General features: G+C 40.1%; 22 protein-coding genes and 1 pseudogene. 12 read left to right on the plus strand and 11 right to left on the minus strand.

The window, feature by feature from the left end; translation table 11 throughout:
• Nucleotides 1-364: 364 nt before the first annotated feature.
• The 8 genes from QS39_RS07580 (at nt 365) to QS39_RS07615 (ending at nt 8,803) form a co-directional block, all read left to right on the plus strand.
• Complete coding sequence (locus QS39_RS07580; RefSeq protein ID WP_077805109.1) at nt 365-1,825, plus strand: aminotransferase class I/II-fold pyridoxal phosphate-dependent enzyme; 1,461 nt, start codon at nt 365-367, stop codon at nt 1,823-1,825.
• A complete protein-coding gene (gene speE / locus QS39_RS07585) occupies nt 1,826-2,686 on the plus strand; it encodes a polyamine aminopropyltransferase (protein ID WP_000366713.1) in 861 nt (286 codons plus the stop codon). It begins immediately after the preceding gene.
• Entirely contained in the window at nt 2,683-3,942 is a 1,260-nt protein-coding gene (locus QS39_RS07590; RefSeq protein WP_000088773.1) for a saccharopine dehydrogenase family protein, read from the plus strand. Before speE ends, QS39_RS07590 begins: the two co-directional genes overlap by 4 nt.
• Nucleotides 3,942-5,069 (plus strand): carboxynorspermidine decarboxylase, encoded by a 1,128-nt coding sequence (nspC, locus tag QS39_RS07595; protein ID WP_077805110.1) that lies wholly within the window; start codon nt 3,942-3,944, stop codon nt 5,067-5,069. The genes QS39_RS07590 and nspC overlap by 1 nt, the downstream gene beginning before the upstream one ends.
• Nucleotides 5,066-6,151, plus strand: a complete 1,086-nt coding sequence (gene aguA / locus QS39_RS07600; protein ID WP_077805111.1) for an agmatine deiminase — start codon at nt 5,066-5,068, stop codon at nt 6,149-6,151. Before nspC ends, aguA begins: the two co-directional genes overlap by 4 nt.
• Before the next feature lie 9 nt (nt 6,152-6,160).
• Entirely contained in the window at nt 6,161-7,036 is an 876-nt protein-coding gene (gene aguB, locus QS39_RS07605; protein WP_077805112.1) for an N-carbamoylputrescine amidase, read from the plus strand.
• A gap of 190 nt (nt 7,037-7,226) precedes the next feature.
• Nucleotides 7,227-7,928 carry a response regulator transcription factor gene (locus tag QS39_RS07610; RefSeq protein ID WP_077805113.1) on the plus strand — a complete coding sequence of 234 codons (702 nt, stop codon included), beginning with the start codon at nt 7,227-7,229 and terminating at the stop codon, nt 7,926-7,928.
• Nucleotides 7,925-8,803 carry a sensor histidine kinase gene (locus tag QS39_RS07615; RefSeq protein WP_077805114.1) on the plus strand — a complete coding sequence of 293 codons (879 nt, stop codon included), beginning with the start codon at nt 7,925-7,927 and terminating at the stop codon, nt 8,801-8,803. Before QS39_RS07610 ends, QS39_RS07615 begins: the two co-directional genes overlap by 4 nt.
• 39 nt (nt 8,804-8,842) lie before the next feature.
• Here the strand turns inward: QS39_RS07615 and QS39_RS07620 are convergent, their stop codons facing one another.
• From QS39_RS07620 to QS39_RS07635, 4 genes are all read right to left on the minus strand, one after another.
• The gene (locus tag QS39_RS07620) at nt 8,843-9,595 is read right to left on the minus strand and encodes an ABC transporter permease (RefSeq protein WP_077805115.1); all 753 of its coding nucleotides are present in this window, start codon (nt 9,593-9,595) and stop codon (nt 8,843-8,845) included.
• Nucleotides 9,596-9,605: 10 nt separating this feature from the next.
• A complete protein-coding gene (locus QS39_RS07625) occupies nt 9,606-10,514 on the minus strand; it encodes an ABC transporter ATP-binding protein (RefSeq protein ID WP_077805116.1) in 909 nt (302 codons plus the stop codon).
• Between the two features lie 141 nt (nt 10,515-10,655).
• A complete protein-coding gene (locus QS39_RS07630) occupies nt 10,656-11,465 on the minus strand; it encodes a Cof-type HAD-IIB family hydrolase (RefSeq protein WP_077805117.1) in 810 nt (269 codons plus the stop codon).
• Between the two features lie 269 nt (nt 11,466-11,734).
• Nucleotides 11,735-12,022: a DUF3270 domain-containing protein gene (locus tag QS39_RS07635; protein ID WP_077805118.1), complete on the minus strand. Its 288-nt coding sequence runs from the start codon at nt 12,020-12,022 to the stop codon at nt 11,735-11,737.
• 612 nt (nt 12,023-12,634) lie between these two features.
• On the opposite strand from QS39_RS07635, the gene metK reads away from it, so the two are divergent.
• From metK to QS39_RS07655, 3 genes and pseudogenes are all read left to right on the plus strand, one after another.
• Nucleotides 12,635-13,825 (plus strand): methionine adenosyltransferase, encoded by a 1,191-nt coding sequence (metK, locus tag QS39_RS07645; protein ID WP_077805119.1) that lies wholly within the window; start codon nt 12,635-12,637, stop codon nt 13,823-13,825.
• Nucleotides 13,826-14,291: 466 nt separating this feature from the next.
• The gene (xerS, locus tag QS39_RS07650) at nt 14,292-15,362 is read left to right on the plus strand and encodes a tyrosine recombinase XerS (RefSeq protein ID WP_077805120.1); all 1,071 of its coding nucleotides are present in this window, start codon (nt 14,292-14,294) and stop codon (nt 15,360-15,362) included.
• 262 nt (nt 15,363-15,624) lie between these two features.
• Nucleotides 15,625-15,783 (plus strand): annotated as a pseudogene (locus QS39_RS07655) (integrase); the annotation flags it as partial.
• A gap of 137 nt (nt 15,784-15,920) precedes the next feature.
• Here the strand turns inward: QS39_RS07655 and eno are convergent.
• Nucleotides 15,921-17,225 (minus strand): surface-displayed alpha-enolase, encoded by a 1,305-nt coding sequence (gene eno / locus QS39_RS07660; RefSeq protein ID WP_000022821.1) that lies wholly within the window; start codon nt 17,223-17,225, stop codon nt 15,921-15,923.
• Nucleotides 17,226-17,388: 163 nt separating this feature from the next.
• On the opposite strand from eno, the gene QS39_RS07665 reads away from it, so the two are divergent.
• Nucleotides 17,389-17,835 (plus strand): DUF1694 domain-containing protein, encoded by a 447-nt coding sequence (locus tag QS39_RS07665; RefSeq protein ID WP_077805121.1) that lies wholly within the window; start codon nt 17,389-17,391, stop codon nt 17,833-17,835.
• Here the strand turns inward: QS39_RS07665 and QS39_RS07670 are convergent.
• Genes QS39_RS07670 through glgB form a run of 6 tightly spaced genes read right to left on the minus strand, consistent with a single transcriptional unit; the run spans nt 17,832 to nt 25,278 of the window.
• Nucleotides 17,832-18,947 (minus strand): glycerate kinase, encoded by a 1,116-nt coding sequence (locus QS39_RS07670; RefSeq protein ID WP_077805122.1) that lies wholly within the window; start codon nt 18,945-18,947, stop codon nt 17,832-17,834. The two genes, QS39_RS07665 and QS39_RS07670, sit on opposite strands and share 4 nt — an antisense overlap.
• A gap of 8 nt (nt 18,948-18,955) precedes the next feature.
• The gene (gene serB / locus QS39_RS07675) at nt 18,956-19,600 is read right to left on the minus strand and encodes a phosphoserine phosphatase SerB (RefSeq protein ID WP_077805123.1); all 645 of its coding nucleotides are present in this window, start codon (nt 19,598-19,600) and stop codon (nt 18,956-18,958) included.
• 58 nt (nt 19,601-19,658) lie between these two features.
• Nucleotides 19,659-21,092, minus strand: coding sequence for a glycogen synthase GlgA (glgA, locus tag QS39_RS07680; protein ID WP_033677205.1), 1,434 nt, complete (start codon nt 21,090-21,092; stop codon nt 19,659-19,661).
• On the minus strand, nt 21,089-22,228 hold the full coding sequence (gene glgD, locus QS39_RS07685; protein ID WP_077805124.1) for a glucose-1-phosphate adenylyltransferase subunit GlgD: 1,140 nt from the start codon (nt 22,226-22,228) through the stop codon (nt 21,089-21,091). Before glgD ends, glgA begins: the two co-directional genes overlap by 4 nt.
• Nucleotides 22,218-23,360 (minus strand): glucose-1-phosphate adenylyltransferase, encoded by a 1,143-nt coding sequence (locus QS39_RS07690; protein ID WP_077805125.1) that lies wholly within the window; start codon nt 23,358-23,360, stop codon nt 22,218-22,220. The genes glgD and QS39_RS07690 overlap by 11 nt, the downstream gene beginning before the upstream one ends.
• On the minus strand, nt 23,350-25,278 hold the full coding sequence (gene glgB, locus QS39_RS07695) for a 1,4-alpha-glucan branching protein GlgB (RefSeq protein WP_077805126.1): 1,929 nt from the start codon (nt 25,276-25,278) through the stop codon (nt 23,350-23,352). The genes QS39_RS07690 and glgB overlap by 11 nt, the downstream gene beginning before the upstream one ends.
• Between the last annotated feature and the right edge of the window lie 235 nt (nt 25,279-25,513).

The following is a 25,513-nucleotide window of genomic DNA, read 5'->3' on the forward strand; positions in this document are numbered from 1 at the left end:
AAATATAAACCCGAGTAAAAAATGCCTACGGACAGGCAGGGTTGAATGCCGAAGCGTGGTTGAAAAACCACATTATTGATAGGGTTAAAAGCCTACTTTTATAAGTTGATGTTAGGACACTTGTCCTAATTCATGAATTTTTAGTGTGGTGAAAGCACACGTCATCTTGTGAAACGATCAATAAAGTACGTAATATTTGCTACTAGAGAGTTAGGAAACATCGGGAACAGACATACTCAACAGAAACAAACATAAAAACGTCAGAAGATTGCAGAGCAGGTGAAAACCTGCTCTTTTTTCATGAGTCAACCTTTAGTCGCCTTTATCTTCTTGAGGCACTAAAAATACGGTAAAGGAGTAAGTCTTGAAGAAGTTAGATCAAAACCAAGCCCCAATTTATGAGGCCTTGGTGAAGTTACGCAAGAAAAGGATTGTTCCCTTTGATGTTCCAGGTCACAAGCGTGGACGAGGAAATCCAGAACTTGTCGAACTGTTAGGTGAAAAATGTGTTGGCATTGATGTTAATTCGATGAAACCCTTGGATAATCTTGGTCACCCCATTTCGATTATTCGGGATGCAGAGGAGCTGGCTGCAGATGCTTTTGGAGCTAGCCATGCTTTTCTCATGATTGGTGGAACAACTTCATCGGTGCAGACTATGATTCTGGCAACCTGCAAGGCAGGAGATAAGATTATTCTGCCACGAAATGTCCACAAATCTGCCATCAATGCGCTGGTTCTATGTGGTGCCATTCCCATCTATATCGAGATGAGTGTAGATCCTAAGATTGGTATCGCTTTAGGTCTTGAAAATGACCGAGTAGCACAGGCCATAAAGGACCATCCAGATGCCAAGGCCATTTTGATTAACAATCCTACTTACTACGGCATCTGTTCAGACCTAAAAGGGTTGACAGAAATGGCTCATGAAGCTGGCATGATAGTTTTGGTAGATGAGGCCCACGGAGCGCACTTACATTTTACTGATAAACTTCCAATTTCTGCTATGGATGCAGGGGCTGATATAGCAGCAGTTTCCATGCATAAGTCTGGTGGGAGTTTGACCCAAAGTTCGCTTCTTTTAATCGGGGAGCAGATGAATCCTGAGTACGTTCGTCAGATAATCAACCTGACCCAGTCAACATCTGCTTCTTACCTGTTGATGGCTAGTCTGGATATTTCGCGTCGCAACTTGGCCCTTCGTGGTAAAGAGTCGTTTGAAAAGGTCATTGAACTGTCTGAGTATGCTCGTCGTGAAATCAATGCTATCGGTGGCTACTATGCCTACTCAAAAGAGTTAATAGATAGTGTTTCCGTTTGCGATTTTGACGTGACCAAGCTGTCAGTTTACACTCAGGGTATTGGCTTAACAGGTATCGAGGTTTATGACCTCCTACGAGACGAATACGACATTCAGATCGAGTTTGGTGATATTGGCAATATCTTGGCCTATATTTCGATTGGTGACCGTATCCAAGACATCGAGCGCTTAGTCGGTGCTTTGGCTGATATCAAGAGACTCTATTCAAGAGATGGGAAGGACTTGATAGCAGGAGAATATATTCAGCCCGAATTGGTGTTATCTCCTCAGGAAGCCTTCTATTCAGAAAGAAGAAGTTTGTCTTTAGACGAATCTGTTGGACAAGTCTGTGGAGAATTTGTCATGTGCTATCCTCCAGGAATTCCTATCTTGGCTCCTGGAGAACGCATTACACGAGAAATTGTCGACTATATCCAATTTGCCAAGGAACGTGGTTGCTCCCTCCAAGGGACGGAAGACCCAGATGTCAATCACATCAACGTTATTAAAAGAAAGGAGAACTAGATGGATTTATGGTTTTCTGAAGTTCATACTCCAGATGTCAAATTGTCCCTGCGAACAGCCAAGCAACTCTACGCTGGTAAAAGTGAATGGCAGGATATCGAAGTCTTGGATACCCCAGCTTTTGGGAAAATACTGATTTTAAATGGGCACGTCTTGTTTTCAGATGCGGATGATTTTGTCTATAATGAAATGACCGTCCACGTTCCCATGGCTGTGCATCCCAATCCAAAGAAAGTCTTGGTTATTGGGGGTGGCGACGGCGGTGTTGCCCAAGTATTAACTCTCTATCCTGAGCTTGAACAAATCGATATTGTGGAACCAGATGAGATGTTGGTTGAAGTCTGTCGTGAGTATTTCCCAGACTTTGCTGCGGGGCTAGATGATCCTCGTGTCACCATTTACTATCAAAATGGGCTACGCTTTTTGCGAAACTGTGAAGATGACTACGATATTATCATCAACGATGCCACTGATCCATTTGGACATACGGAAGGGCTCTTTACCAAGGAATTTTACGGTAACAGTTATCGAGCTCTGAAGGAAGACGGCATCATGATATACCAGCATGGGAGTCCCTTCTTTGACGAGGATGAGTCAGCTTGCCGAAGCATGCACCGTAAGGTTAATCAAGCCTTTCCAATCAGTCGGGTCTATCAGGCCCATATTCCAACTAGCCCAGCTGGCTATTGGTTGTTTGGATTTGCATCGAAAAAATACCACCCTGTCAAAGATTTTGACAAGGAAGGCTGGAAAAAACGCCAGCTTTTCACAGAATACTACACTGCAAACTTACACGTGGGAGCCTTTATGTTGCCTAAGTATGTTGAGGACATTTTAGAAGAAGAGGAAGGAAAAAAATGAGTCGTTTACTAGTTATTGGATGTGGGGGCGTTGCCCAAGTTGCTATTTCAAAGATTTGTCAAGATAGCGAAACCTTTACAGAGATTATGATTGCTAGCCGTACCAAGTCAAAATGTGATGACTTGAAAGCGAAGCTAGAAGGTAAAACAAGTACAAAGATTGAGACAGCGGCTCTTGATGCTGACAAGGTAGAAGAAGTGATTGCCCTGATTGAAAGCTACAAACCAGAAGCTGTTTTGAACGTAGCTCTGCCTTATCAAGATCTAACCATTATGGATGCTTGTTTGGCTACAGGTGTCCACTATATCGACACAGCCAACTACGAGGCAGAGGATACAGAAGATCCTGAGTGGCGTGCCATCTATGAGAAACGTTGTAAGGAACTTGGTTTTACAGCCTACTTTGACTACTCATGGCAATGGGCTTATCAGGAGAAATTCAAAGAGGCAGGCCTGACTGCTCTACTTGGATCTGGCTTTGACCCAGGTGTAACCAGCGTTTTTTCAGCTTACGCCCTTAAACATTATTTTGATGAAATCCACTATATCGACATTTTAGACTGTAATGGTGGTGACCACGGTTATCCATTTGCAACAAACTTTAACCCAGAAATCAATCTCCGCGAGGTTTCTGCGCCAGGTTCTTACTGGGAAGATGGAAAATGGGTCGAAGTCGAAGCTATGTCTATCAAGCGTGAGTATGACTTCCCTCAGGTCGGACAAAAAGACATGTATCTCCTTCACCATGAAGAAATTGAATCATTGGCCAAGAACATTCCAGGTGTCAAACGCATTCGTTTCTTTATGACTTTTGGTCAATCTTATCTAACACACATGAAATGCTTGGAAAACGTTGGACTCCTTCGTACAGATACCATTAACTTTAACGGCCAAGAAATCGTGCCGATTCAATTCTTAAAAGCCTTGCTTCCAGATCCTGCCAGCCTTGGTCCACGCACGGTTGGTAAAACCAATATCGGTTGTATCTTTACAGGTGTCAAAGACGGCGTTGAAAAGACCATCTACATCTACAATGTCTGCGACCATCAGGAATGTTACGCAGAAGTTGGTTCACAAGCCATTTCTTACACAACAGGTGTTCCAGCCATGATTGGGACAAAATTGGTTATGAACGGTACTTGGAAACAAGCTGGAGTGTATAACCTTGAAGAATTGGATCCAGATCCATTCATGGAAGCTTTGAATGAGTATGGTTTACCTTGGGTTGTGGTTGAAAATCCACAAATGGTGGACTAATGAAGCTAGAACAAGTACCCACACCAGCTTACATCATTGACTTAGCCAAGTTAGAAGCCAATTGCCGCATCCTACATTATGTTCAAGAAGAAGCTGGTTGCAAGGTTTTGCTTGCCCAGAAGGCATATTCTCTTTACAAAACCTATCCCTTGATTAGCCAGTATCTATCTGGCACAACTGCAAGTGGTCTCTATGAGGCTAAATTAGCAAGGGAAGAATTTCCTGGTGAAGTCCATGTTTTTGCACCTGCTTTCAAAGATTCAGACATGGAAGAATTACTTGAAATCACTGACCACATTGTCTTTAATTCTGAGAGACAGTTGCGTAAACATGGGGCCCGTTGTCGGGAGGCTGGTGTCAGTGTTGGTTTGCGCATCAACCCTCAGTGTTCAACTCAAGGAGATCACGCGCTCTATGACCCTTGTGCACCAGGTTCTCGTTTTGGAGTCACTCTAGACAAGATTCCGAGTGATTTATTAGATTTGGTGGATGGGCTTCATTTTCACACCCTTTGCGAGCAAGGTTCGGATGATTTAGAGACAACTTTGAAAGCAGTTGAAGCGCAGTTTGGTCCCTACTTACATGAGGTCAAATGGCTCAATATGGGAGGCGGACACCACATCACAAGAGAAGGTTACGATGTGGATTTGCTGATTTCAGAAATCAAGCGTATCCAAGAAGCTTACAATCTTGAAGTCTATATCGAACCGGGTGAAGCCATTGCGCTCAATGCGGGTTATCTAGCAACTGAAGTATTGGATATTGTAGAAAACGGCATGGAAATCTTGGTTTTAGATGCCTCTGCGACCTGCCATATGCCTGATGTACTTGAGATGCCCTATCGACCACCTTTGAGAAATGGCTTTGAGGCACAGGAAAAAGCTCATACCTACAGACTTTCTTCTAATACCTGTCTGACGGGCGATGTAATTGGTGATTATAGTTTTGAAAATCCAGTCCAAATCGGTGATAGACTTTATTTCGAAGACATGGCCATTTATTCTTTTGTCAAAAATAATACTTTTAATGGTATTGGATTGCCAAGTCTCTATCTCATGGACGAACAGGGAGACTGCAGCTTAGTCAAAGCCTTTGGCTATCAAGATTTTAAAGGGAGATTATCATGATGGACAGTCCCAAAAAATTAGGCTATCGTATGCCAGCAGAGTATGAAACCCACCATGGTACCCTCATGATATGGCCGACTCGACCAGGTTCATGGCCCTTTCAAGGAAAGGCTGCCAAAAGAGCTTTCAGCCAGATTATAAAAATCATAGCAGAAGGGGAAAGAGTTTATCTTTTGGTGGGCCAAGACTACTTAGCTGAAGCCCGGTCTTATCTTGGAGACAGCGTTATTTATTTAGACATTCCCACCAATGATGCATGGGCGCGTGATACAGGTCCGACTATTCTTGTCAATGATAAAAGAGAAAAGTTGGCAGTTGATTGGTCTTTCAATGCTTGGGGTGGTGCTGTTGATGGTCTCTACCAAGACTACGAAGCCGATAACCAAGTAGCTAGTCGTTTTGCTGAGGCCTTGGAAATGCCTGTTTATGATGCCAAACCCTTTGTACTAGAAGGCGGAGCAATCCATAGCGATGGTCAAGGAACCATTCTCGTAACTGAAAGTTGCTTGCTTAGTCCTGGTCGCAATCCTCATCTAAGTAAAGAGGAAATCGAAAATACCTTATTAGAGTGCCTTGGAGCTGAAAAAGTTATCTGGCTTCCTTATGGTATTTATCAGGATGAAACCAATGAACACGTTGACAATGTTGCTGCCTTTGTTGCTCCTGCTGAGCTTGTCTTGGCTTGGACGGACGACGAAAGTGATCCTCAATATGCCATGTCAAAAGCAGATCTCGAACTCTTAGAGCAAGAGACAGATGCAAAAGGTCGTCCCTTCATTATTCATAAATTGCCTATCCCTGCAGTTCGACAAGTTGTGACAGAAGAAGATTTGCCAGGCTACATCTATGAAGAAGGAGAAGAAGAGCGATACGCTGGTGAACGACTAGCAGCTTCCTACGTAAACTTTTATATCGCCAACAAGGCTGTCCTTGTTCCCCAGTTTGAGGATGTAAACGACCAAGTAGCCTTAGATATCCTCAGTAAGTGTTTCCCGGACCGTAAAGTTGTCGGAATACCAGCCAGAGATATTCTCTTAGGTGGTGGAAATATTCACTGTATCACCCAACAAATCCCAGAATAGGAGAAAAAGATGAGAAATGTAAGAGTTGCAGCCATTCAGATGCAATGCGCTAAGGATGTGGCAACAAATATCCAAACCGCAGAGCGTTTAGTACGTCAGGCTGCAGAACAAGGCGCACAAATTATTCTCTTGCCTGAGTTGTTTGAACGTCCCTATTTCTGTCAGGAACGTCAGTATGACTACTACCAGCATGCCCAGTCGATGACAGACAATACAGCTATTCAGCATTTTAAAGTCCTTGCTAAAGAACTAAAGGTCGTTTTACCAATCAGTTTCTATGAAAAAGATGGCAATGTCTTGTATAACTCTATTGCTGTCATTGATGCAGATGGGGAAGTGCTGGGTGTTTATCGAAAGACCCACATACCAGATGACCATTATTATCAAGAAAAGTTCTATTTCACGCCTGGCAACACTGGTTTCAAGGTCTGGGATACTCGCTATGCCAAGATTGGGATCGGTATCTGTTGGGATCAATGGTTCCCTGAAACAGCGCGCTGTCTTGCATTGAATGGTGCTGAATTGCTCTTTTATCCAACAGCCATCGGTTCAGAGCCGATTTTGGATACAGATAGTTGTGGTCATTGGCAACGTACCATGCAAGGGCACGCAGCAGCAAATATTGTTCCAGTTATCGCAGCCAATCGCTATGGTTTAGAGGAAGTCACTCCAAGTGAGGAAAATGGTGGACAGAGTTCCAGTCTTGACTTCTACGGTTCATCCTTTATAACGGATGAAACAGGAGCTATTCTAGAGCGAGCTGAAAGACAAGGTGAAGCTGTTCTGTTAGCTACTTATGACCTAGACAAGGGAGCAAGTGAACGCCTAAACTGGGGCTTGTTTCGAGATAGAAGACCCGAAATGTATCAACGAATTACGGACTAGTAGGGGAGAAATGAGAGATTCATTCTGCTAGACTCGTTTTCACTAGCAACTATAAGGATACTAGGTCATCTAGCAAGTGGATTTTACATTTTAACCCTCTAAGGCTTTCTCGCGCTTTGATGCGAGAAGCTTTTCTGTTTAAGCTTTATCAATAAAACATGCTATAATAGTTGCAGAAAGGTTGGTATTTATGGCTAGAATATTGGTTATTGAAGACAATAGTGACATTCAAGAGATTTTGCGAACACTTCTTACTGAGGAACATGAGGTGATTCAAGCCTTTTCTGGTACAGAAGGAATCATGCTTTTTGACCAAGGTGGGATTGACCTCGTTTTGCTCGATATCATGCTTCCTGGGAAAAATGGGGATCAGGTTTTAATAGCCATCAGGGAACAAAGTCAAATTCCAGTCATTATGCTAACGGCTTTGAGCGATAAGAAGCTAATCAGTCAATACCTTTTAGACGGTGCCAATGATTACATAGTCAAACCTTTTGATTTGGACGAAGTCTTTGCTAGAGTTACTGTTCAATTACGACAAAGTGCAGAAAAACAGCCTATGGAAATAGGAAAAACTGAAAATCTGCCACAAAACTTGAAAAATATCCAGTTTGATGCAGAAAGTTTTGAAATCAAAAATAGTCAGGAAGCGATTCGCCTTGCCAAAAAAGAATGCTTGATTCTCCAAACTCTCCTTAAACATCCTAAGAAAATTTTCACCAAGGAAGAACTTTATGAATTTGTCTGGGAGGAGAGCTATCTACCTGGAGATAATACCCTCAATACGCATTTGAGTAATCTTCGTAAAAAATTAAACCAGCTTGACCCAAATCAAGAATATATTGAAACCATCTGGGGAGTTGGGGTAAGATTAAAAGGAGACAAGCAATGACCTACATGATAATCTTTATCCTACTGGTACTCTTAATTATTTTATCGATTGCATTGATTCGCTACCATCTAGCACTTAAAAACTTGAGTCAACAGATTGAAGACAAGATTCTTACGGGTAGTATGAAAAGAGTCGGAATCAGCATTTTTTCCAAACATTTTTTACATCTCTACCAGCAGATTGAGAATCTATTTCAGGAAGTAGAGCAATCTCGATTGGTTATGAAGAGGGAAAAGCAGACTCTGGATATGGCCATCAGCAATATTGCCCATGATATTCGGACACCTCTGACTATCGCTTCAGGCTACACCCAACAATTGATAAAGTCTCCTGAAGACAAAGCAGAAACCTTACAAAAAATAGCCCAGCATCTTGATTTAGTTTCCAAACGTTTGGAGGCTCTCCTAGAATACCGTCGTTTGATGGAAGGAGCTGTCAAACCGAAACTGGAAGAAGTGGACCTTTCAGCTTTTATCACCAAGAAGACTCTTGCTTACTATGATGTTTTTCAGGCGGCAAATATCACGCTTGATTTTAAGGTTGAAGATGGTTTAAAAATGAGGACTGATGAAGACTTGCTGGATCGAATTTTACAAAATCTGCTTGGAAATGTCCTCAAGCATGGCAAGGAAGAAGCGCGTCTATCTTTGAGAAAGGAAAAGGAACAGCTTGTTTTAGAGATTGCAAACCTTGTCAAACAGCCCATCAAAAGAATAGAAAATCTCAGCAACCGTTTTTATTCTGAAAATCTATCAGACACCGAAGAATCCTCTGGTTTAGGCCTTTATATCACTGAGGAATTATGCCATCTTCTCGGTACAGAGATGAAACTAAGCACAGATGGACAGTGGTTGTCGGTTTTCATTTACTTTTAACGAAATAAACCTCCTCTGTAGGCTAGAGGAGGTTATTTTTTATAAACTTTTCTTTTTGAAAACTGCCAGTCCACTTAGATTAAAGATTACAATAACAGCTAAGGTAACTATAAGTGTATAGAAAATGGATTCACTATTAGCAGTCATAGCATAGAAAAACTGCAATGATAAATATGGCAAAATTTTGATACTTGGGAAGATGAGCATTGGCATAGAAAGTAAGATAGAGCTGACCAAATAGCCAATAAATACTGCAAGATAAGAATGACTAACATAGAGGATGAAGGAAACAATGGAAAGCCAAGCAAGGAGGCAAAGGAATTGAAGGGAAATGGTTATCAGTAGATTGCCAATAAAGCCATCAGGCATAGTGCCAAATCCATTTAAGATAGTTGCTGGAATAAAGGCAATCACAAGGCTGATGATAACTTGCAAGAGTGCAATACAAGTCAATACAAAGGCTTTTGCAAGGAAAAACTCGGTACGAGAAACACCCACTGTTAAATTATTTTTATAGAGTTTGCCGATTAAATCAACTCCAAGAACGAGGCAGGCTAGAACTATGCAGAGAAAAACGAGGTTTGAACCTTGACTAGATGCGTTAATCAGGGCTTGTACACCGTCCCAGCCATGGGTTGGAATTTCTGGCTCTTGTGTCTGGATTGCCATCAGATGGCCAGTAGCCCCAAAAATAGCCCCCATTAACATGAGTATAAAGAGAATGAATTCTGTAATCCAAAAACCTTTGGAACGGAAAAGACGGTAAAAGTCTGCTTGAATGGTATGTATCATGATTTTTCTCCTATTGGACCAATTGAGTGAAGTATTCTTCTAGGTTTTGACGGGCATAGTAAATCTCGTCAATGTCAACATCTGCCAAGGTTAATTCTTTGAGAATCTGTTTGACATCTTGTTCCTGACCAAAGATATGGATTTCATTTTCTGGATTAACAACCTTGAACTGGAGCTGGATTTGTTCTTTCAATACTTGACAAGCTTTCTCTTGATCAGCTGTCTTAAGAACAATGTAATCCTCACTTAGTGTTTCAAATTCAGCTTTGCTGATTTCACGGATAATCTTTCCTTGATCTAAAATACCAAAGCGATTAGCTAGGAGATAGAGTTCTGACAAGATATGGCTAGAGATGAGAATGGTTATCCCTTTTTCTTGATTGAGCCGTTGAATCATGAGTCGAAACTCTTTGATACCTATTGGGTCGAGACCGTTGATAGGTTCATCTAAGATTAGGAAATCTGGTTTGGATAGGAGGGCAATGGCAATACCAAGTCTTTGTTTCATTCCTAGCGAGAAATCACGAAAGATTTTCTTACCTGTATCTGCCAAACCTACATAGTCCAGGGTTTCTCGAATGACTTGATCAGCATTTGGAATATGGCGAATCATACAGTAATATTTCAGGTTTTGATAGGCTGTTAAGTGATTATGAGCTACAGGTGATTCGATAACTGAACCTACTCGAGATAGAGACTTGCTCCATTCATTTTCCGAATGGCTAGAGAAGAGGGAAACTGTTCCTTTATCCGCAAAGAGTAGTTGCGTAATGATTTTTATCAAGGTGGTTTTCCCAGCTCCGTTCTTCCCGATAAGTCCATAAATATCTCCCTCTCTTATCGTTAGATGAAGATCCTGAAGAATAGCTTGTTTGTCAAAGTTTTTGGACAATCCATGAATGTCGAGTACTGTTTTCATGATTCTCTCCTTTTGATTTATTTTGATAATTTTAGTATAAAGCATAGAAATCAAAGAAAGCTCAAGAATTTCTAAAGAGTTTCTAAAGTTTTAGGAATTCTTAAATATCAAAACCCAGTTGACACGAACTGGGTTTCTTAATTATAAAATATATTTCTCAATGGCACTCGCAACGCCGTCTTCTTCGTTGCTTGCTGTAACGGCATCCGCAAGAGATTTGACATAATCGCTGGCATTTCCCATTGCAATGCCAAGTCCTGCAAACTGGAGCATTTCGATATCGTTATTGGCATCGCCCATGGCCATAATTTCTGATGGCTCAATCTTCAAAATCTCTGCTAGTCGAGAAAGAGCAGTGGCCTTTGTCGTTCCAAGTGGCATAGCTTCATAAATGACAGGCTGCGAACGAACTCCACTGAATCGTTGGCAGAGTTCCTCAGCAAAACGCTTCTCAAAATCGTCTGTTTGGCTCTCTGTCCCCAAAAACATCCCTTGGAACATGCGATACTTGCCACTAGTCGCTTCCTCAAGGGAAATTTCAGTCAGGTCTGAAAAAACTAGGTCGGCATCATTTTGGATGACTTGATTGGGCTTGCCACCGAGGACAAAATAATGTTCCTCATCAAAAAGAGTCAACTGAACATCACTTTTTTCAGCTAGGTCATAGAGGTATTCGATGTCTGCTGGACTAAGTTCTTGCCAATCAACCAGACTCCAATCACTTGTCTGGTGAGTTGAGCAACCGTTGTTAACAATCACATACTCATTCTGGAGGTCAAGTCCCAGTTTTTGATAGTAGGGGAGGACACCGAAAAGCGGGCGACCCGTACAGAGAACCAGTTTGACACCTTTTTCAATAGCTTGGTGAATAGCAGTAATGTGAGCTTGTGGGATTTCCTTGGCTTCATTGAGGAGGGTTCCGTCCATATCCAAGGCTAGTAGTTTAATCATAAGACTTCCTTCTTTATCTTTTGATATTATTATAGCATATTTTGGAGAATAAAATGGTAAAAGGAACGAGACTAATTGATTTTACAGTTTAGGATGTTGGGAGAATGTTTATTAGAAAAGGTTACACGTTATTCAATTAAGTAGATAATTATATTTGGCAAGCTGGTCAAAAAAACAGAGGATTTAAGATGAAAAATGTGTTATTCATCTTAAATCCTCTGTTTTCCTTAATTTTTTACAAATCAACTTGATTAGACGTGGGGTATGATTTATCTTCTAAATTTTCGTTTGATAATAGAGCGTTGGACTTTTAAAACAAGTAAGCTAAATCCGATTGCTGCGACAAATGCAAGAGCAGTTGATAATTTTAATGCTAAAAAGATAAAACTAAAGATAGCAATACAGATACAAAAAACAGCAATATTAACAAAAAATAGGATTTCCTTGAGATTGGCATTAGATTGTGCTTCAGGTGTATAATCTTGATAGCGAGGAATCTGATGATTTAATTCTTCTTGATAGTCTACCTCATAGGATTGTAATTTTCTTACAGGCATTATTCTCTCCTTAACTGTACATACCTATTTTATCATTTTTTAATCGAATAATTATTACAGTAAGGTTACAAAAAGAATAAAGTCCCTTTTCATTTTCAAACTATTGTTCAGGACACGATAGTTTGAAAATAATAGTACGCATAATATTAAGGTTGTTAAACACCTATTAAAAATAGATTAGTAGAAATTGAAACAGTACATTAATATTCTTCAAAACAAGTTAGCGTCATCTTGTATTAGGTATATGTTACTGATTTAGCCAGTTTTATCTATAATCAAAAAGCTGTTCTTTGATTTTTATTGAGTATATAGACTGCAAATTGCGCTTAAAAATGGTATAATGGTAAAGTTATATAGTCCCGATAAGATGGTAGGTATTTATCACTAAGAGTTTTCCTATCAGTACTTTGTAATTTGCAAAGACTGACGGCTCCAAAGTAGTCGCTCGTCATTCTACGGTTGCCGCTATAACGCGGTCACCCTATGCGCCTTACTAGCTTCAGAAATAAAAAAGTGTCGTTTTTATTTCTGAAGCTAGTAACTCTTAGAAAATGAAAATACCTATCAGTACTTTGTAACTCTATAACACTATTTTTAAGGGGGGACATTTTTATGTCAGAACGTAAATTATTCACGTCTGAGTCTGTATCTGAGGGGCATCCAGATAAGATTGCAGACCAAATTTCAGATGCTATCTTGGATGCTATTTTAGCAAAGGATCCAGAGGCGCATGTTGCTGCTGAGACAGCTGTATATACTGGTTCTGTCCATGTTTTTGGTGAAATTTCTACAAATGCCTATGTGGATATTAACCGTGTAGTTCGTGATACCATTGCAGAGATTGGCTATACCAATACCGAGTATGGATTTTCTGCAGAGACAGTGGGAGTCCATCCGTCACTTGTTGAGCAGTCACCCGATATTGCCCAAGGTGTTAACGAAGCTTTGGAGGTTCGTGGGAATGCAGACCAAGATCCACTTGACTTGATTGGTGCTGGAGACCAAGGTCTCATGTTTGGATTTGCAGTGGATGAAACAGAAGAGCTCATGCCATTGCCAATTTCACTCAGTCATAAATTGGTTCGTCGTCTGGCAGAACTTCGTAAGTCTGGTGAAATCAGTTATCTTCGCCCAGATGCCAAATCACAGGTTACGGTTGAGTACGATGAAAATGACCGTCCGGTACGTGTGGACACAGTCGTTATTTCAACTCAGCACGATCCAGAAGTCAGCAACGAGCAAATTCACAATGATGTCATTAATAAGGTTATCAAAGAGATTATTCCAGCCTCTTACTTGGATGAGCAAACAAAATTCTTTATCAATCCAACTGGTCGCTTTGTAATCGGTGGACCTCAAGGAGACTCAGGCTTGACTGGTCGTAAGATTATCGTGGATACCTATGGTGGCTACTCTCGTCATGGTGGCGGTGCCTTCTCTGGTAAAGATGCGACTAAGGTGGATCGTTCTGCGTCATATGCGGCTCGCTATATTGCAAAGAATATTGTTGCAGCGGGTCTGGCTAAGAAGGCAGAAGTGCAATTGGCTTATGCTATCGGTGTTGCTCAACCTGTTTCTGTTCGTATCGATACCTTTGGTACAGGAAGTGTAGCTGAAAGCAAGCTTGAAAAAGCGGCTCGTCAAATCTTTGACCTTCGTCCTGCAGGAATTATTCAAATGTTGGATCTTAAACGTCCAATCTACCGTCAAACAGCGGCTTATGGACACATGGGACGTACAGATATTGACCTTCCATGGGAACGCTTGGACAAGGTAGATGCTTTGAAAGAAGCAGTCAAATAAAATCTTGAGAGGGGGACTTCCCCTCTTTTTTACTGATAAAACATTTCACATACAAATATAAGACTATAAGACTATAATTAAGTTAGAAATGATAAAGCTAGAAAGAAGTTTACTGCATAAAATCTGTACGGTAAGATTAAAATCATGAAAAAGAAAACAATAGCAATTATACAATGTATTTTGTATCTCATAGCTTCTTATATAGCTCTTCAGTTGTGTAGTATTAACAGAAGTTTAGTGGGTGAGTTCTTTTTCATTCTGGTTTAGTATTTGGAAACTAGAAAAAGCACTAGATAATGATTCACAATAATAACTCCAAAGACTTAGATCTGTTTTGTTTGCAGGTCTAAGTCTTTTTATCACTTTAAAAAAACTGCTATATCATCTTTCCGAAAAACTATAATTTTCTTGAAAAATATATAAGTCTATGCTATACTACTTGTAGACTTATTTATGGAGAAAATACATGAAACGTGAGATTTTACTGGAACGAATCGACAAACTAAAACAAATCATGCCCTGGTATGTTTTGGAATACTACCAATCTAAGCTTGCTGTTCCTTACAGTTTTACAACCTTATACGAATACCTCAAAGAATACGATCGATTTTTCAGCTGGGTTTTAGAGTCTGGAATTTCAAACGCCGATAAAATATCTGATATCCCTTTATCGGTCTTGGAAAATATGTCTAAGAAAGACATGGAATCCTTTATCCTTTACCTACGTGAACGTCCTTTACTGAATGCTAATACAACCAAGCAAGGTGTTTCACAGACAACTATCAATCGGACCTTGTCAGCACTTTCTAGTCTTTACAAGTATCTGACCGAGGAAGTTGAAAACGATCAGGGAGAACCTTATTTCTATCGAAATGTAATGAAGAAAGTTTCAACCAAGAAAAAGAAAGAGACACTTGCTGCCAGAGCTGAAAATATCAAACAAAAGCTCTTTCTAGGTGATGAAACAGAAGGGTTTCTGACTTATATAGACCAAGATTACCCACAACAGCTCTCAAATCGAGCTCTATCATCGTTTAATAAAAATAAGGAACGTGATTTGGCTATTATCGCCCTTCTCTTGGCATCTGGTGTCCGTTTATCTGAAGCTGTTAATCTGGATCTAAGAGATCTCAATCTCAAGATGATGGTTATTGATGTCACTCGAAAAGGTGGCAAACGTGACTCGGTCAATGTCGCTGCCTTTGCTAAGCCTTATCTAGAGAATTATCTAGCCATTCGAAATCAACGCTATAAGACTGAAAAGACGGATATTGCACTCTTTCTAACTCTCTATAGAGGTGTTCCCAATCGTATTGACGCATCCAGCGTTGAAAAAATGGTTGCTAAATACTCTGAAGACTTCAAAGTTCGTGTAACCCCCCACAAACTGCGCCATACCCTAGCAACTAGGCTCTATGATGCTACTAAATCGCAAGTTTTGGTCAGCCATCAGCTAGGACATGCCAGTACACAAGTCACTGACCTCTATACCCATATCGTAAATGATGAACAAAAGAATGCTCTGGATAGCTTGTAAATTACATAAAATAAATTATGTAATTTACAAGAAAGGGATTCAATAAACTATTAATCTTATTTGATCATATCAAATACAATTGCTAACAGAGTAAACAGCTTTAAAAAATATGAAATAAAATTTATGTGGGCACTAGCTTGCCTTTCTTTGTAATATCCTGGATATGCAAATCACTTATAATTGGTATTCATCTCAAAATAAGAGGATTCCACAAAAATAAATCAAATTGAACACCTATAAAAGCATGCTCCCTGTGATGGCCAATATTTTATCAGAAAATAAAATTCCTTTAAAAACAATCACGGACAGGGTTGGACATTCTGATTCTGATGTTACTAATTCCATCTATACCCACGTCACAAAGAACATGAAAGATGAAGCAATCAATGTACTGGATAAAGTTATGAAAAAGATTTTTTAAAAAGTTTTGCCCCTTTTTTGCCTCCTAAATACAAAAATAGCCCTTCGGATAAAATCCGAGGGGCTAGAAACGTTGTTAAATCAACGGCCGAACTTTTGAATTTCAAGGTTCGGGATAAAATAGTTCACTGAACTATTTTATTTTTTAAGGTTGTAGAATGATTTCAATCCACGGTATTCAGCTACTTCACCAAGTTGGTCTTCGATACGAAGCAATTGGTTGTATTTAGCGATACGGTCTGTACGTGAAAGTGAACCAGTCTTGATTTGTCCTGCGTTAGTTGCAACTGCGATGTCAGCGATTGTTGAATCTTCAGTTTCACCTGAACGGTGTGATACAACGGCAGTGTAACCAGCTTCTTTCGCCATTTCGATAGCGTCGAATGTTTCAGTAAGAGTACCGATTTGGTTAACTTTGATAAGGATTGAGTTAGCAGCACCTTCTGCAATACCTTTTTCAAGGTAAGAAGTGTTTGTTACGAAGAAGTCGTCACCAACCAATTGAACTTTACCACCAAGACGTTCAGTAAGAGCTTTCCAACCGTCCCAGTCATTTTCATCCATACCATCTTCGATAGTGATGATTGGGTATTTGTTTACCAATTCTTCAAGGTAGTCGATTTGTTCTGCAGCAGTACGTACAGCTGCTCCTTCACCTTCGAATTTAGTGTAGTCGTAAACTTTACGTTCTTTATCGTAGAATTCTGATGAAGCACAGTCAAATCCGATAAATACGTCTTTACCAGGAACATATCCAGCAGCTTCGATAGCAGCAAGGATAGTTTCAACTCCGTCTTCAGTTCCTTCAAAACGAGGAGCAAATCCACCTTCGTCACCTACGGCTGTTTCCAAACCACGAGATTTAAGGATTTTCTTAAGAGCATGGAAGATTTCAGCACCCCAACGAAGAGCTTCTTTGAATGATGGCGCACCAGCAGGTACGATCATGAATTCTTGGAAAGCGATTGGAGCGTCAGAGTGAGAACCACCGTTGATGATGTTCATCATTGGAGTTGGAAGAACTTTAGTGTTGAATCCACCAAGGTAGCTGTAAAGTGGGATTTCAAGGTAGTCAGCAGCAGCACGAGCTACAGCGATAGACACACCAAGGATTGCGTTTGCACCCAATTTACCTTTGTTAGGAGTACCGTCAAGAGCGATCATAGCACGGTCGATAGCTTGTTGGTCACGTACATCGTAGCCGATGATTGCTTCAGCAATGATGTTGTTTACGTTGTCAACAGCTTTTTGTGTACCAAGACCACCGTAACGAGATTTGTCACCGTCGCGAAGTTCAACTGCTTCGTGTTCACCAGTAGAAGCTCCTGATGGAACCATACCACGTCCGAAAGCACCTGATTCAGTGTAAACTTCTACTTCAAGTGTTGGGTTACCGCGTGAGTCTAGGACTTCGCGAGCGTAAACATCAGTAATAATTGACATTTTTTACTCTCCTTATGAGTTAAATTTTTTACACCTCTATAATACCCTAAAACCCCTCCTTTTTCAAGAAAAAACGTTATCTTTGTGCAAATTTTCCTTAACTTTATAAAGTAATCGCTTTCTTTTGTCTGTTTTATTCTAGCTTTTATGATATACTGTTTTCATGACAGATTTATCAAAACAATTACTTGAAAAAGCTCATGGTGGGCCAAAATTAAATCCGGATGAGCAAAGACGCTATCTTGGTACCTTTGAGGAAAGAGTTCTTGGATATGCAGATATTGACACAGCAAATAGCCCTCAGTTAGAAAAAGGTTTTTTATCTATTTTAGAAAATCTTCAGGAAAAAGCAGAGCCACTATTTGTGAAGATTTCACCAACTATCGAATTTGACAAACAAGTTTTCTACTTAAAAGAAGCAAAAGAAACTGATAGTCAAGCTACCATTGTATCTGAAGAGCATACTTCTTCTCCTTTTGGCTTGATTATCCATAGCAATGCACCAGTCCAAGTAGAAGAAAAGGACCTTCGACTTGCTTTTGCAAAACTTTGGGAAGTTAAAAAGAAAGAACCATCCAAAACATCCTTATGGAAAAAATGGTTTGGCTAAATATTGCGCATACTTAATAAACGCCCAATATTGGCAGCCGTGCGCTCCAGATAGAGGCTGGCATTTTTCAAACTATCTTCTAAAGGTTCACTTTTCTCCAAAATAGAAAAGGCAGCTTGGATATTTTCAAATGGTAGGGAAGGTAAATCTTCAGCTAGACTACCACAAATAGCAATGACAGGAACTCCGACAGGGGTTCTTTTTGCTACGCCTATCGGCGCTTTCCCAGCAAAGCTTTGACTGTCCAGTCTACCTTCGCCAACGATAACCAAGTCAGCATCTAAAACTTTCTTATCAAAATCAATTAAATCTAAACAGGTATCAATCCCAGATACGATTCTTGCTTGAGCAAAAGCACACAAACTAGCAGCAATGCCTCCACCAGCTCCTGCTCCTTTAATTTCCAATGTTACAGGTGAGGCTTTTTCATAAAAATCTTGGATTGCCTGATCTACGACTGCAAACATAGTAGGTTGTAGGCCTTTTTGCTTGCCAAAAGTGTAAGTCGCACCTTGAGGACCACATAAGGGACTCACGACATCTGCTAAAATATGAATTTGAACACCTTCAGGAATTTCATAGCGTTTTTCTATTGAAACAGAAGCTAAATTTAATAAGGATTGACCGCAAGCGAGCAAAACATTTCCATACCTATCATAAAATTGATAGCCTAAACCAGCAGCAATCCCAATACCTCCATCATTACTGGACGTGCCACCAACGCCGATATAGATATCTTTAATCCCTTGAGCAATGAGATGGCGAATCAACTCTCCGATACCACGAGTTTGGATTTGAAGTGGATTTCGTTTCTCTAGCGGAATTTTCCCAAGGCCAACTAAATCAGCAACTTCAAAGAGGGCTAGTTGTTCTTTTTGAAAATAGCGCATGGCTTCTTTTTGGCCAAAAGGTCCTGTCACTTGAATCCATTTTTCTTCTAGTTCAAGAGAATGTCGAATAGCATCTACAGTACCTTCTCCCCCATCACCAACAGGGCAGAGGAGACAGTCTACATCTGCTAGCGATTCTTGGAACCCTCTTTTAATAGCTTCAGCAACTTTCTGTGCGCTTAAGCTTTCTTTAAACGAATCTGGCGCAATTACAATCTTCATATTTTCCCTCATTCTAAAAAGTCAATCAAAGGAAGAACTTCTAAAAAATCTCTCTTATCAATATGATTCGGTATTTCTTTTTTGAGCACTTCTTTGGCACAAAAGGCGATTCCCAGTCCTGCTGACTTCAACATTAATAAGTCATTAGCTCCATCACCGATTGCGACTGTTCTTTCTTTAGAAAGTTTTAGTTCCTCTCTCCATTGTTCCAGAATCTCTTTTTTAACCTCGGGACTAATAATTTGTCCAACTAATTTTCCTGTTAGATGACCGTCTTTAACTTCAAGTTGGTTGGCAGAGAAATGGGCAATGCCAAGTGATTTTGCTAATCTGTCAACTATTGGTGTAAATCCACCGGACACCAGACCAACTAGGATGCCGTTCTTTTGGAGAATGGAAATGAATTCTTGGGCATTTGGCGTTAGATGAATAGTGTTGAAAACTTTATCAAAGACCGAAATAGGAAGGCCTTCCAAGAAGGACACTCTGTCTCGTAAACTCGTTTCAAAATCTAGCTCTCCTCGCATTGCCCGACTTGTAATCTGCGAAATTTCCTCCTCACGACCTACCTCTCTTCCCAACAAATCAATCACTTCTTCTAGGATTAAGGTTCCATCAACATCCATAACACACAAACCTTTTACTTGAGACATCAGTTCTCCTCTCTAAACAGCCCAAAAATCGTATGAAGTCATCATACGATTTTATCTATTAATTAACTAAACTATGGTACAAGTCAAGGTATGACTTGCAAGCTGTATCCCATGAGAAATCACACTCCATAGCTTGTTTTTGTAGATTTCTCCAAACATCAGGATGGTTTCTATACAAGTCCAATGCTGTTTGGAAAGTCCAATTTAACCAATAAGGAGATAGATTGTCAAAGCTAAAGCCAGTACCGCTTCCTTCAATTGGATTGAAAGCGCGAACGGTATCTCGCAAGCCTCCAACTTCATGGACCAATGGCAAGGTTCCGTAACGCATAGCCATCATTTGAGACAAGCCACACGGTTCAAAACGACTCGGCATGAGGAAGAGGTCACAAGCAGCGTAGATTTCTTGAGCTAGTTTGACATCAAAAGTGATATTTGCTGATAGCTTGTCTGGGTAAATCTGAGCAAACCATGAGAAAGCTCCTTCAAAGGCTGGATCGCCAGTTCCCAAAAGAACAATCTGAACATCATTTTGCAAGATATGGTGAAGACTTTCAACCACCACATCAAAACCTTTTTGACGTGTCAAACGAGAAACAATTCCCACCAGTGGAACGTCGGCTCTAACTGGCAAGCCAACTCTTTCTTGCAATTTTGCCTTGTTTTGGGCCTTCCCAGACAAATCTTCCTGATTAAAATGATAATCTAATAGGGCATCCGTCTGAGGATTATAAAGATCAGCATCAATCCCGTTCACGATACCAGATACTTTACCAGACTCCATTCGAAGAATTTGATCCAAGTTACATCCGAACTGACTGGTCATAATTTCATGAGCATAGCTAGGCGAAACAGTTGAAACACGGTCAGCATAAAGAATACCAGCCTTCATCCAGTTCAGACAATTGTTCCAGCGAAGGGTACCATCAGCATAACGTTCAAAGCCGACTCCAAACAAATCCCATAACATTCCTTCTGAAAATTGTCCTTGGAATTCCAAATTATGAATGGTTAAAACAGTTTTTATTCCTTGATAGGCTTGAATCCAACGGTATTTTTCCTTTAACAAGAAAGGAATCATAGCTGTATGGTAGTCATGAACATGGAGAAGGTCAGGAATAAAGTCAATCCTTTCCATAGCCTCAATGGCAGCAAGTTGGAAAAAGGCAAAGCGTTCTCCGTCATCAAAATCACCGTAAACATGACCACGGAAAAAATAATATTGATTGTCAATAAAGTAGAAGGTCACACCGTTTAAAACTGTTTTCTTAATTCCACAATACTGTCTGCGCCAACCAACACTCACCTCAAAATGAAGAACATCTTCAATCTGATTTCCAAATTTAGCCTCTACCATGTCATAGTAGGGTAAAATTACTGCAACTTCGTGCCCAGCTTTTACCAGTGATTTGGGAAGAGCGCCAATGACGTCTCCCAAACCACCTGTTTTTGAAAAGGGTGCACCTTCTGCTGCTACAAATAAAATTTTCATGAATGAATATCCTCTGTTACTTTGCTACCTTTCTTAACGACAACTGGATGTTCTGCAGTTCCTCGAATCACAACACCTGGCTCAACTTCAACACCCTTGTCTAAGATAGCATATTCTACCTGAGCCCCTTCTCCAATGACAACACGAGGGAAGAGCAGACTATCTTTAACTAGGCTATCCTTATGGACATGAATATTACGTGATAGAACAGAATTAGCCACTTGACCTTCAATGATACTACCAGAAGCAAACTGAGAAGTACTTACCTTAGATGTATTGGCATAGTAAGTTGGCTCTTCGTTTTTGACCTTTGTATAAATCTTTTGATTTGGTGAGAAGAGAGAGTAGAATTTTTGTGATTCAAGCATATCTTTGTTAGCTTGATAATAAGACTCTACAGAGTGGATATTTGCCAGATAACCTGTGTACTCGTAGGCAAAAGCCCCTTCTTTTGCAGCCAAATCCCGTAAAACATAGCGCAACTTCTCTGGATGTTCTTTCTTAGCTTCTTCTTCTAAGCGTTCAATCAACCAAGGTGTATCAACGACAAAGATATCTGTAGACATGTTATAGATTTGATCTGGTAACTTGCTATCAAAGAGTTTATGAGAACGAACATGGTCTGTTTCATCCACTTCCAAGATTGCGTTTACTTCTGAAATGTCTTTCTTAGCTAGTTTTTTATAAACTACAGTGATAGGCCCTTTTGTGGTACTGTGTAGATGGAATACTTGGTTCAAATCAATGTTAATTAGAACATCACTGTTGAGAGAAACTGTTTGGTTTGAGCCAGAACGTTTCAAATAAGTAAGAAGTTGCTGGTAGTATTCTTTTCCAACTGTACTACTTTCCACACGTGTATTGTAAATACCTAGATAATAGTGACTGAGAAGAGTTGATAAGCCCCACTCACGTCCTGAACGGATATGGTCAAAGACAGAACTGATATTATCTTGTTGGAAAATACCAAAGATACTACGGACACCAGCATTAGCAAGACTGGAAAGTGGGAAGTCAATCAAACGATATTTACCACCAAATGGCAAACTAGCTACTGGACGGTGGTCTGTCAGTGTTGACATATCATGAAAACCAACTGTATTTCCTAAAATGGCAGAATATTTATCAATCTTCATCTGTTGCTACCCCCACTACTTCATTATATCCTACAACTTGTACTTCTTCTGTTCCATCAATTTCGACACCGTCAGAAATAACTGCACCTTCACCAATAATGGCACGTTTGATTTTAGCTCCCTGACCAACAATTGCACCACTCATGATAACTGAATCCACTACTTCTGCCCCTTCGCGAACTTGCGCACCTGTTGAAAGGATAGAATGTTTAACAGTTCCATCTACAAAACAGCCATCAACAACCAAGGAATCTTCCACATGAGCATTTGCCCCAAGGAAGTTTGGTGGTGAAATTAAGTTTCTTGAGTAAATCTTCCATTGACGGTTACGGCTGTCCAAGGCATTCTCTGGAGAAATGTACTCCATATTCGCTTCCCAAAGTGACTCAATAGTACCAACATCTTTCCAGTAACCTTTAAATTCATAGGCATAGACACTTTCACCTGACTCAAGGTAATTTGGAATGACATTTTTACCAAAGTCTGACATATCTACATTGCTCTTTTCAGCAGCAACAAGCATATTGCGAAGACGTTGCCAATCAAAAATGTAAATTCCCATAGAAGCTTTGGTAGATTTAGGTTGGGCTGGTTTTTCTTCAAATTCCACAATACGATTGTTTGCATCTGTATTCATGATACCAAAACGACTAGCTTCTTTCAAAGGAACATCAAGAACTGCTACTGTCAAACTGGCATTATTATCCTTGTGAGACTGGAGCATATCATCATAGTCCATTTTATAGATGTGGTCCCCAGAGAGAATTAAGACATACTCAGGGTTGACACTGTCGATATAATCAATATTTTGGTAAATAGCGTGGCTAGTCCCCTCAAACCAACGATTTCCTTCACTTGCAGAATAAGGTTGAAGAATAGAGACACCAGAATTAATACCGTCTAACCCCCAACTTGAACCGTTTCCAATATGATTGTTAAGAGCAAGTGGTTGATACTGTGTAATGACTCCAACATTGTTGATGCCTGAGTTGGCACAGTTTGAAAGAGCAAAGTCAATGATACGGTAGCGTCCGCCAAATTGTACAGCTGGTTTCGCAAGGTTTTGAGTGAGTTTTCCGAGACGAGTTCCTTGCCCACCGGCAAGAATCAAAGCTAACATTTCATTCTTCATTTTCTACTCCTTTTTGGTTTTTATTTGTGACGGTTTTAGTAGGTTTCAAGCGACGTTTGATTTTCCAAACACTTGCTCCCATAGCCGGTAGGGTAAAGGTTAAGGTCTGCTCATAATCTTTCCATAGTCCTTCTTGCGTTTGAACAGTTTGATTATGTTCTTTCCAAACGCCTCCCCACTCTTCTAACTCAGTATTCCATACTTCTTCGTAAATTCCTGCAACGGGTAGTCCGATTGTAAAATCTCTTCGTTCAACAGGTGCCATATTAAAGACGCAGACTAGCATGTCGCCCTTCTTACCCTTACGGATGAAGGAAAGAACACTCTGGTCTCGATTATCCGCATCAATGATTTCAATACCATCATAGCTGGTATCGATTTCCCACAGACAGCGATGATCTTTGTAAAACTGGTTTAGCTGAGAAGTGAAATACTTCATTTTAGCATTCATTGGATCTTCTAGATTAGACCATTCCAACTGCTCTTCAGATTTCCATTCTAGGAATTGGCCGTATTCGCTGCCCATGAAGAGCAATTTTTTACCTGGGTGACAAATTTGGTAAGTGTAGAGATTGCGCAAGCCTGCGAATTGATTATAACGATCTCCCCACATCTTGTGCATCATACTCTTCTTACCGTGAACCACTTCGTCATGTGAGAATGGCAGGAGATAGTTTTCCTTGAAAACATACATAAAGCTGAAAGTCACCAAATTAAAGTCATATTTACGATAAATCGGATCTTCTTCATAGAATCGGAGAATATCATTCATCCAGCCCATATTCCATTTGTAGTCAAATCCTAGACCACCAAGCTCTTTCATTCCCGTAATCTTGGTTGCTGACGAACTTTCTTCTGCGATCATCATCACATCTGGATGTGCTAGTTTAATGACATCATTCAAACGTTGAAGGAAATAATATCCTTCATAGTTGAGATTGCCACCATCTTTATTAGGCGTCCATGGAGCATCATCGTAGTCAAGATAGAGCATATTGCTAACGGCATCCACGCGAATACCATCTAAATGGTAAAAGTCAATCCAAAACTTAATGCTAGAAATCAAGAAGGACTGGACTTCATTTTTTCCAAGGTCAAAATTGAGTGCACCCCAACCGTAATTATGAGCCTTATTATGGTCTTGGTACTCAAAAGTCGGTGTCCCGTCATAATAAGCTAAGGCATCATCATTAATGGTGAAATGACCAGGTACCCAGTCTACAATAACCCCAATATTGTTTAAGTGACATTCCTCAACAAAATCTTGAAACTCTTCAGGGCGACCATAGGCATGCTCTAAAGCGAAGTAACCCATAAGCTGGTAACCCCAACTCAAACCGAGAGGGTGAGACATCAAAGGCATAAACTCAATGTGAGTATAGTTCATCTCAACTAGGTAAGGAATGAGTTCATCTTTCAATTGAGCAAAACTATAAGGACTTCCATCTGGATTTCTCTTCCACGATCCAGCATGAACTTCGTAGATATTGACAGGACGTTCAAAGAAAGTCCAACGTTTTCTGCGAGCTAACCAAAGACCATCCTTCCATTTCTTTTCTGGAATCTCTGTTAAAATAGCTCCAGTACCCGGACGTGCCTCATACCGTACAGCCAAAGGGTCAATCTTCATCAGCTGATGACCATTTGCACGCGTGATATGATACTTATAAATTTGACCTTCTTGAGCAAGAGTAGTAAAGACTTCCCAAACCCCAAATTCATTTCGTTCCATCGGAATTTGATTTTCTACCCAATTGGTGAAATCCCCCACCAAGTGGACAGCCTGAGCATTGGGAGCCCACACACGAAATGTATAACCGTACTCTCCATTTACTTCTTCCCTATGTGCTCCTAGATAATGCTGAAGGTGAAAATTTTCTCCTGTCATAAAGGTGCGCAAAGCTTCTCTTTTATCCATAATACCCCCTCTTTTCTGTAAGCGTTTTCTATAGATTTATTATACTACCTTTTTAGGGAAGATTCAAGTAAATTACGGAATTTGCAAAAAAATCTTTTGAAAGTCTTCAACAAATTCACTGATGTGTTCACTTGTAAATCAAGAAATTTTCAAACAGATTATGAAAACGAATTGTTTTTTTACAATACTATCATAAAGTTCGTTATTTTGCCAATAAAATTGTTGTTTTAAAGTA

The sequence above is a fragment of the Streptococcus mitis genome (genome assembly GCF_002005545.1).
Taxonomy (GTDB): Bacteria; Bacillota; Bacilli; order Lactobacillales; family Streptococcaceae; genus Streptococcus; species Streptococcus mitis_I.

Coding starts and splice junctions, on each gene's coding strand:
- QS39_RS07615 (WP_077805114.1), top strand. CDS start 7,925: ATGACCTACATGATAATCTTTATCCTACTGGTACTCTTAATTATTTTA.
- QS39_RS07630 (WP_077805117.1), bottom strand. CDS start 11,465: ATGATTAAACTACTAGCCTTGGATATGGACGGAACCCTCCTCAATGAA.
- QS39_RS07625 (WP_077805116.1), bottom strand. CDS start 10,514: ATGAAAACAGTACTCGACATTCATGGATTGTCCAAAAACTTTGACAAA.
- QS39_RS07635 (WP_077805118.1), bottom strand. CDS start 12,022: ATGCCTGTAAGAAAATTACAATCCTATGAGGTAGACTATCAAGAAGAA.
- glgB (WP_077805126.1), bottom strand. CDS start 25,278: ATGGATAAAAGAGAAGCTTTGCGCACCTTTATGACAGGAGAAAATTTT.
- xerS (WP_077805120.1), top strand. CDS start 14,292: ATGAAACGTGAGATTTTACTGGAACGAATCGACAAACTAAAACAAATC.
- QS39_RS07670 (WP_077805122.1), bottom strand. CDS start 18,947: ATGAAGATTGTAATTGCGCCAGATTCGTTTAAAGAAAGCTTAAGCGCA.
- serB (WP_077805123.1), bottom strand. CDS start 19,600: ATGTCTCAAGTAAAAGGTTTGTGTGTTATGGATGTTGATGGAACCTTA.
- aguA (WP_077805111.1), top strand. CDS start 5,066: ATGATGGACAGTCCCAAAAAATTAGGCTATCGTATGCCAGCAGAGTAT.
- QS39_RS07665 (WP_077805121.1), top strand. CDS start 17,389: ATGACAGATTTATCAAAACAATTACTTGAAAAAGCTCATGGTGGGCCA.
- nspC (WP_077805110.1), top strand. CDS start 3,942: ATGAAGCTAGAACAAGTACCCACACCAGCTTACATCATTGACTTAGCC.
- metK (WP_077805119.1), top strand. CDS start 12,635: ATGTCAGAACGTAAATTATTCACGTCTGAGTCTGTATCTGAGGGGCAT.
- QS39_RS07620 (WP_077805115.1), bottom strand. CDS start 9,595: ATGATACATACCATTCAAGCAGACTTTTACCGTCTTTTCCGTTCCAAA.
- QS39_RS07690 (WP_077805125.1), bottom strand. CDS start 23,360: ATGAAGAATGAAATGTTAGCTTTGATTCTTGCCGGTGGGCAAGGAACT.
- QS39_RS07610 (WP_077805113.1), top strand. CDS start 7,227: ATGGCTAGAATATTGGTTATTGAAGACAATAGTGACATTCAAGAGATT.
- speE (WP_000366713.1), top strand. CDS start 1,826: ATGGATTTATGGTTTTCTGAAGTTCATACTCCAGATGTCAAATTGTCC.
- QS39_RS07590 (WP_000088773.1), top strand. CDS start 2,683: ATGAGTCGTTTACTAGTTATTGGATGTGGGGGCGTTGCCCAAGTTGCT.
- aguB (WP_077805112.1), top strand. CDS start 6,161: ATGAGAAATGTAAGAGTTGCAGCCATTCAGATGCAATGCGCTAAGGAT.
- eno (WP_000022821.1), bottom strand. CDS start 17,225: ATGTCAATTATTACTGATGTTTACGCTCGCGAAGTCCTAGACTCACGC.
- glgA (WP_033677205.1), bottom strand. CDS start 21,092: ATGAAAATTTTATTTGTAGCAGCAGAAGGTGCACCCTTTTCAAAAACA.
- glgD (WP_077805124.1), bottom strand. CDS start 22,228: ATGAAGATTGATAAATATTCTGCCATTTTAGGAAATACAGTTGGTTTT.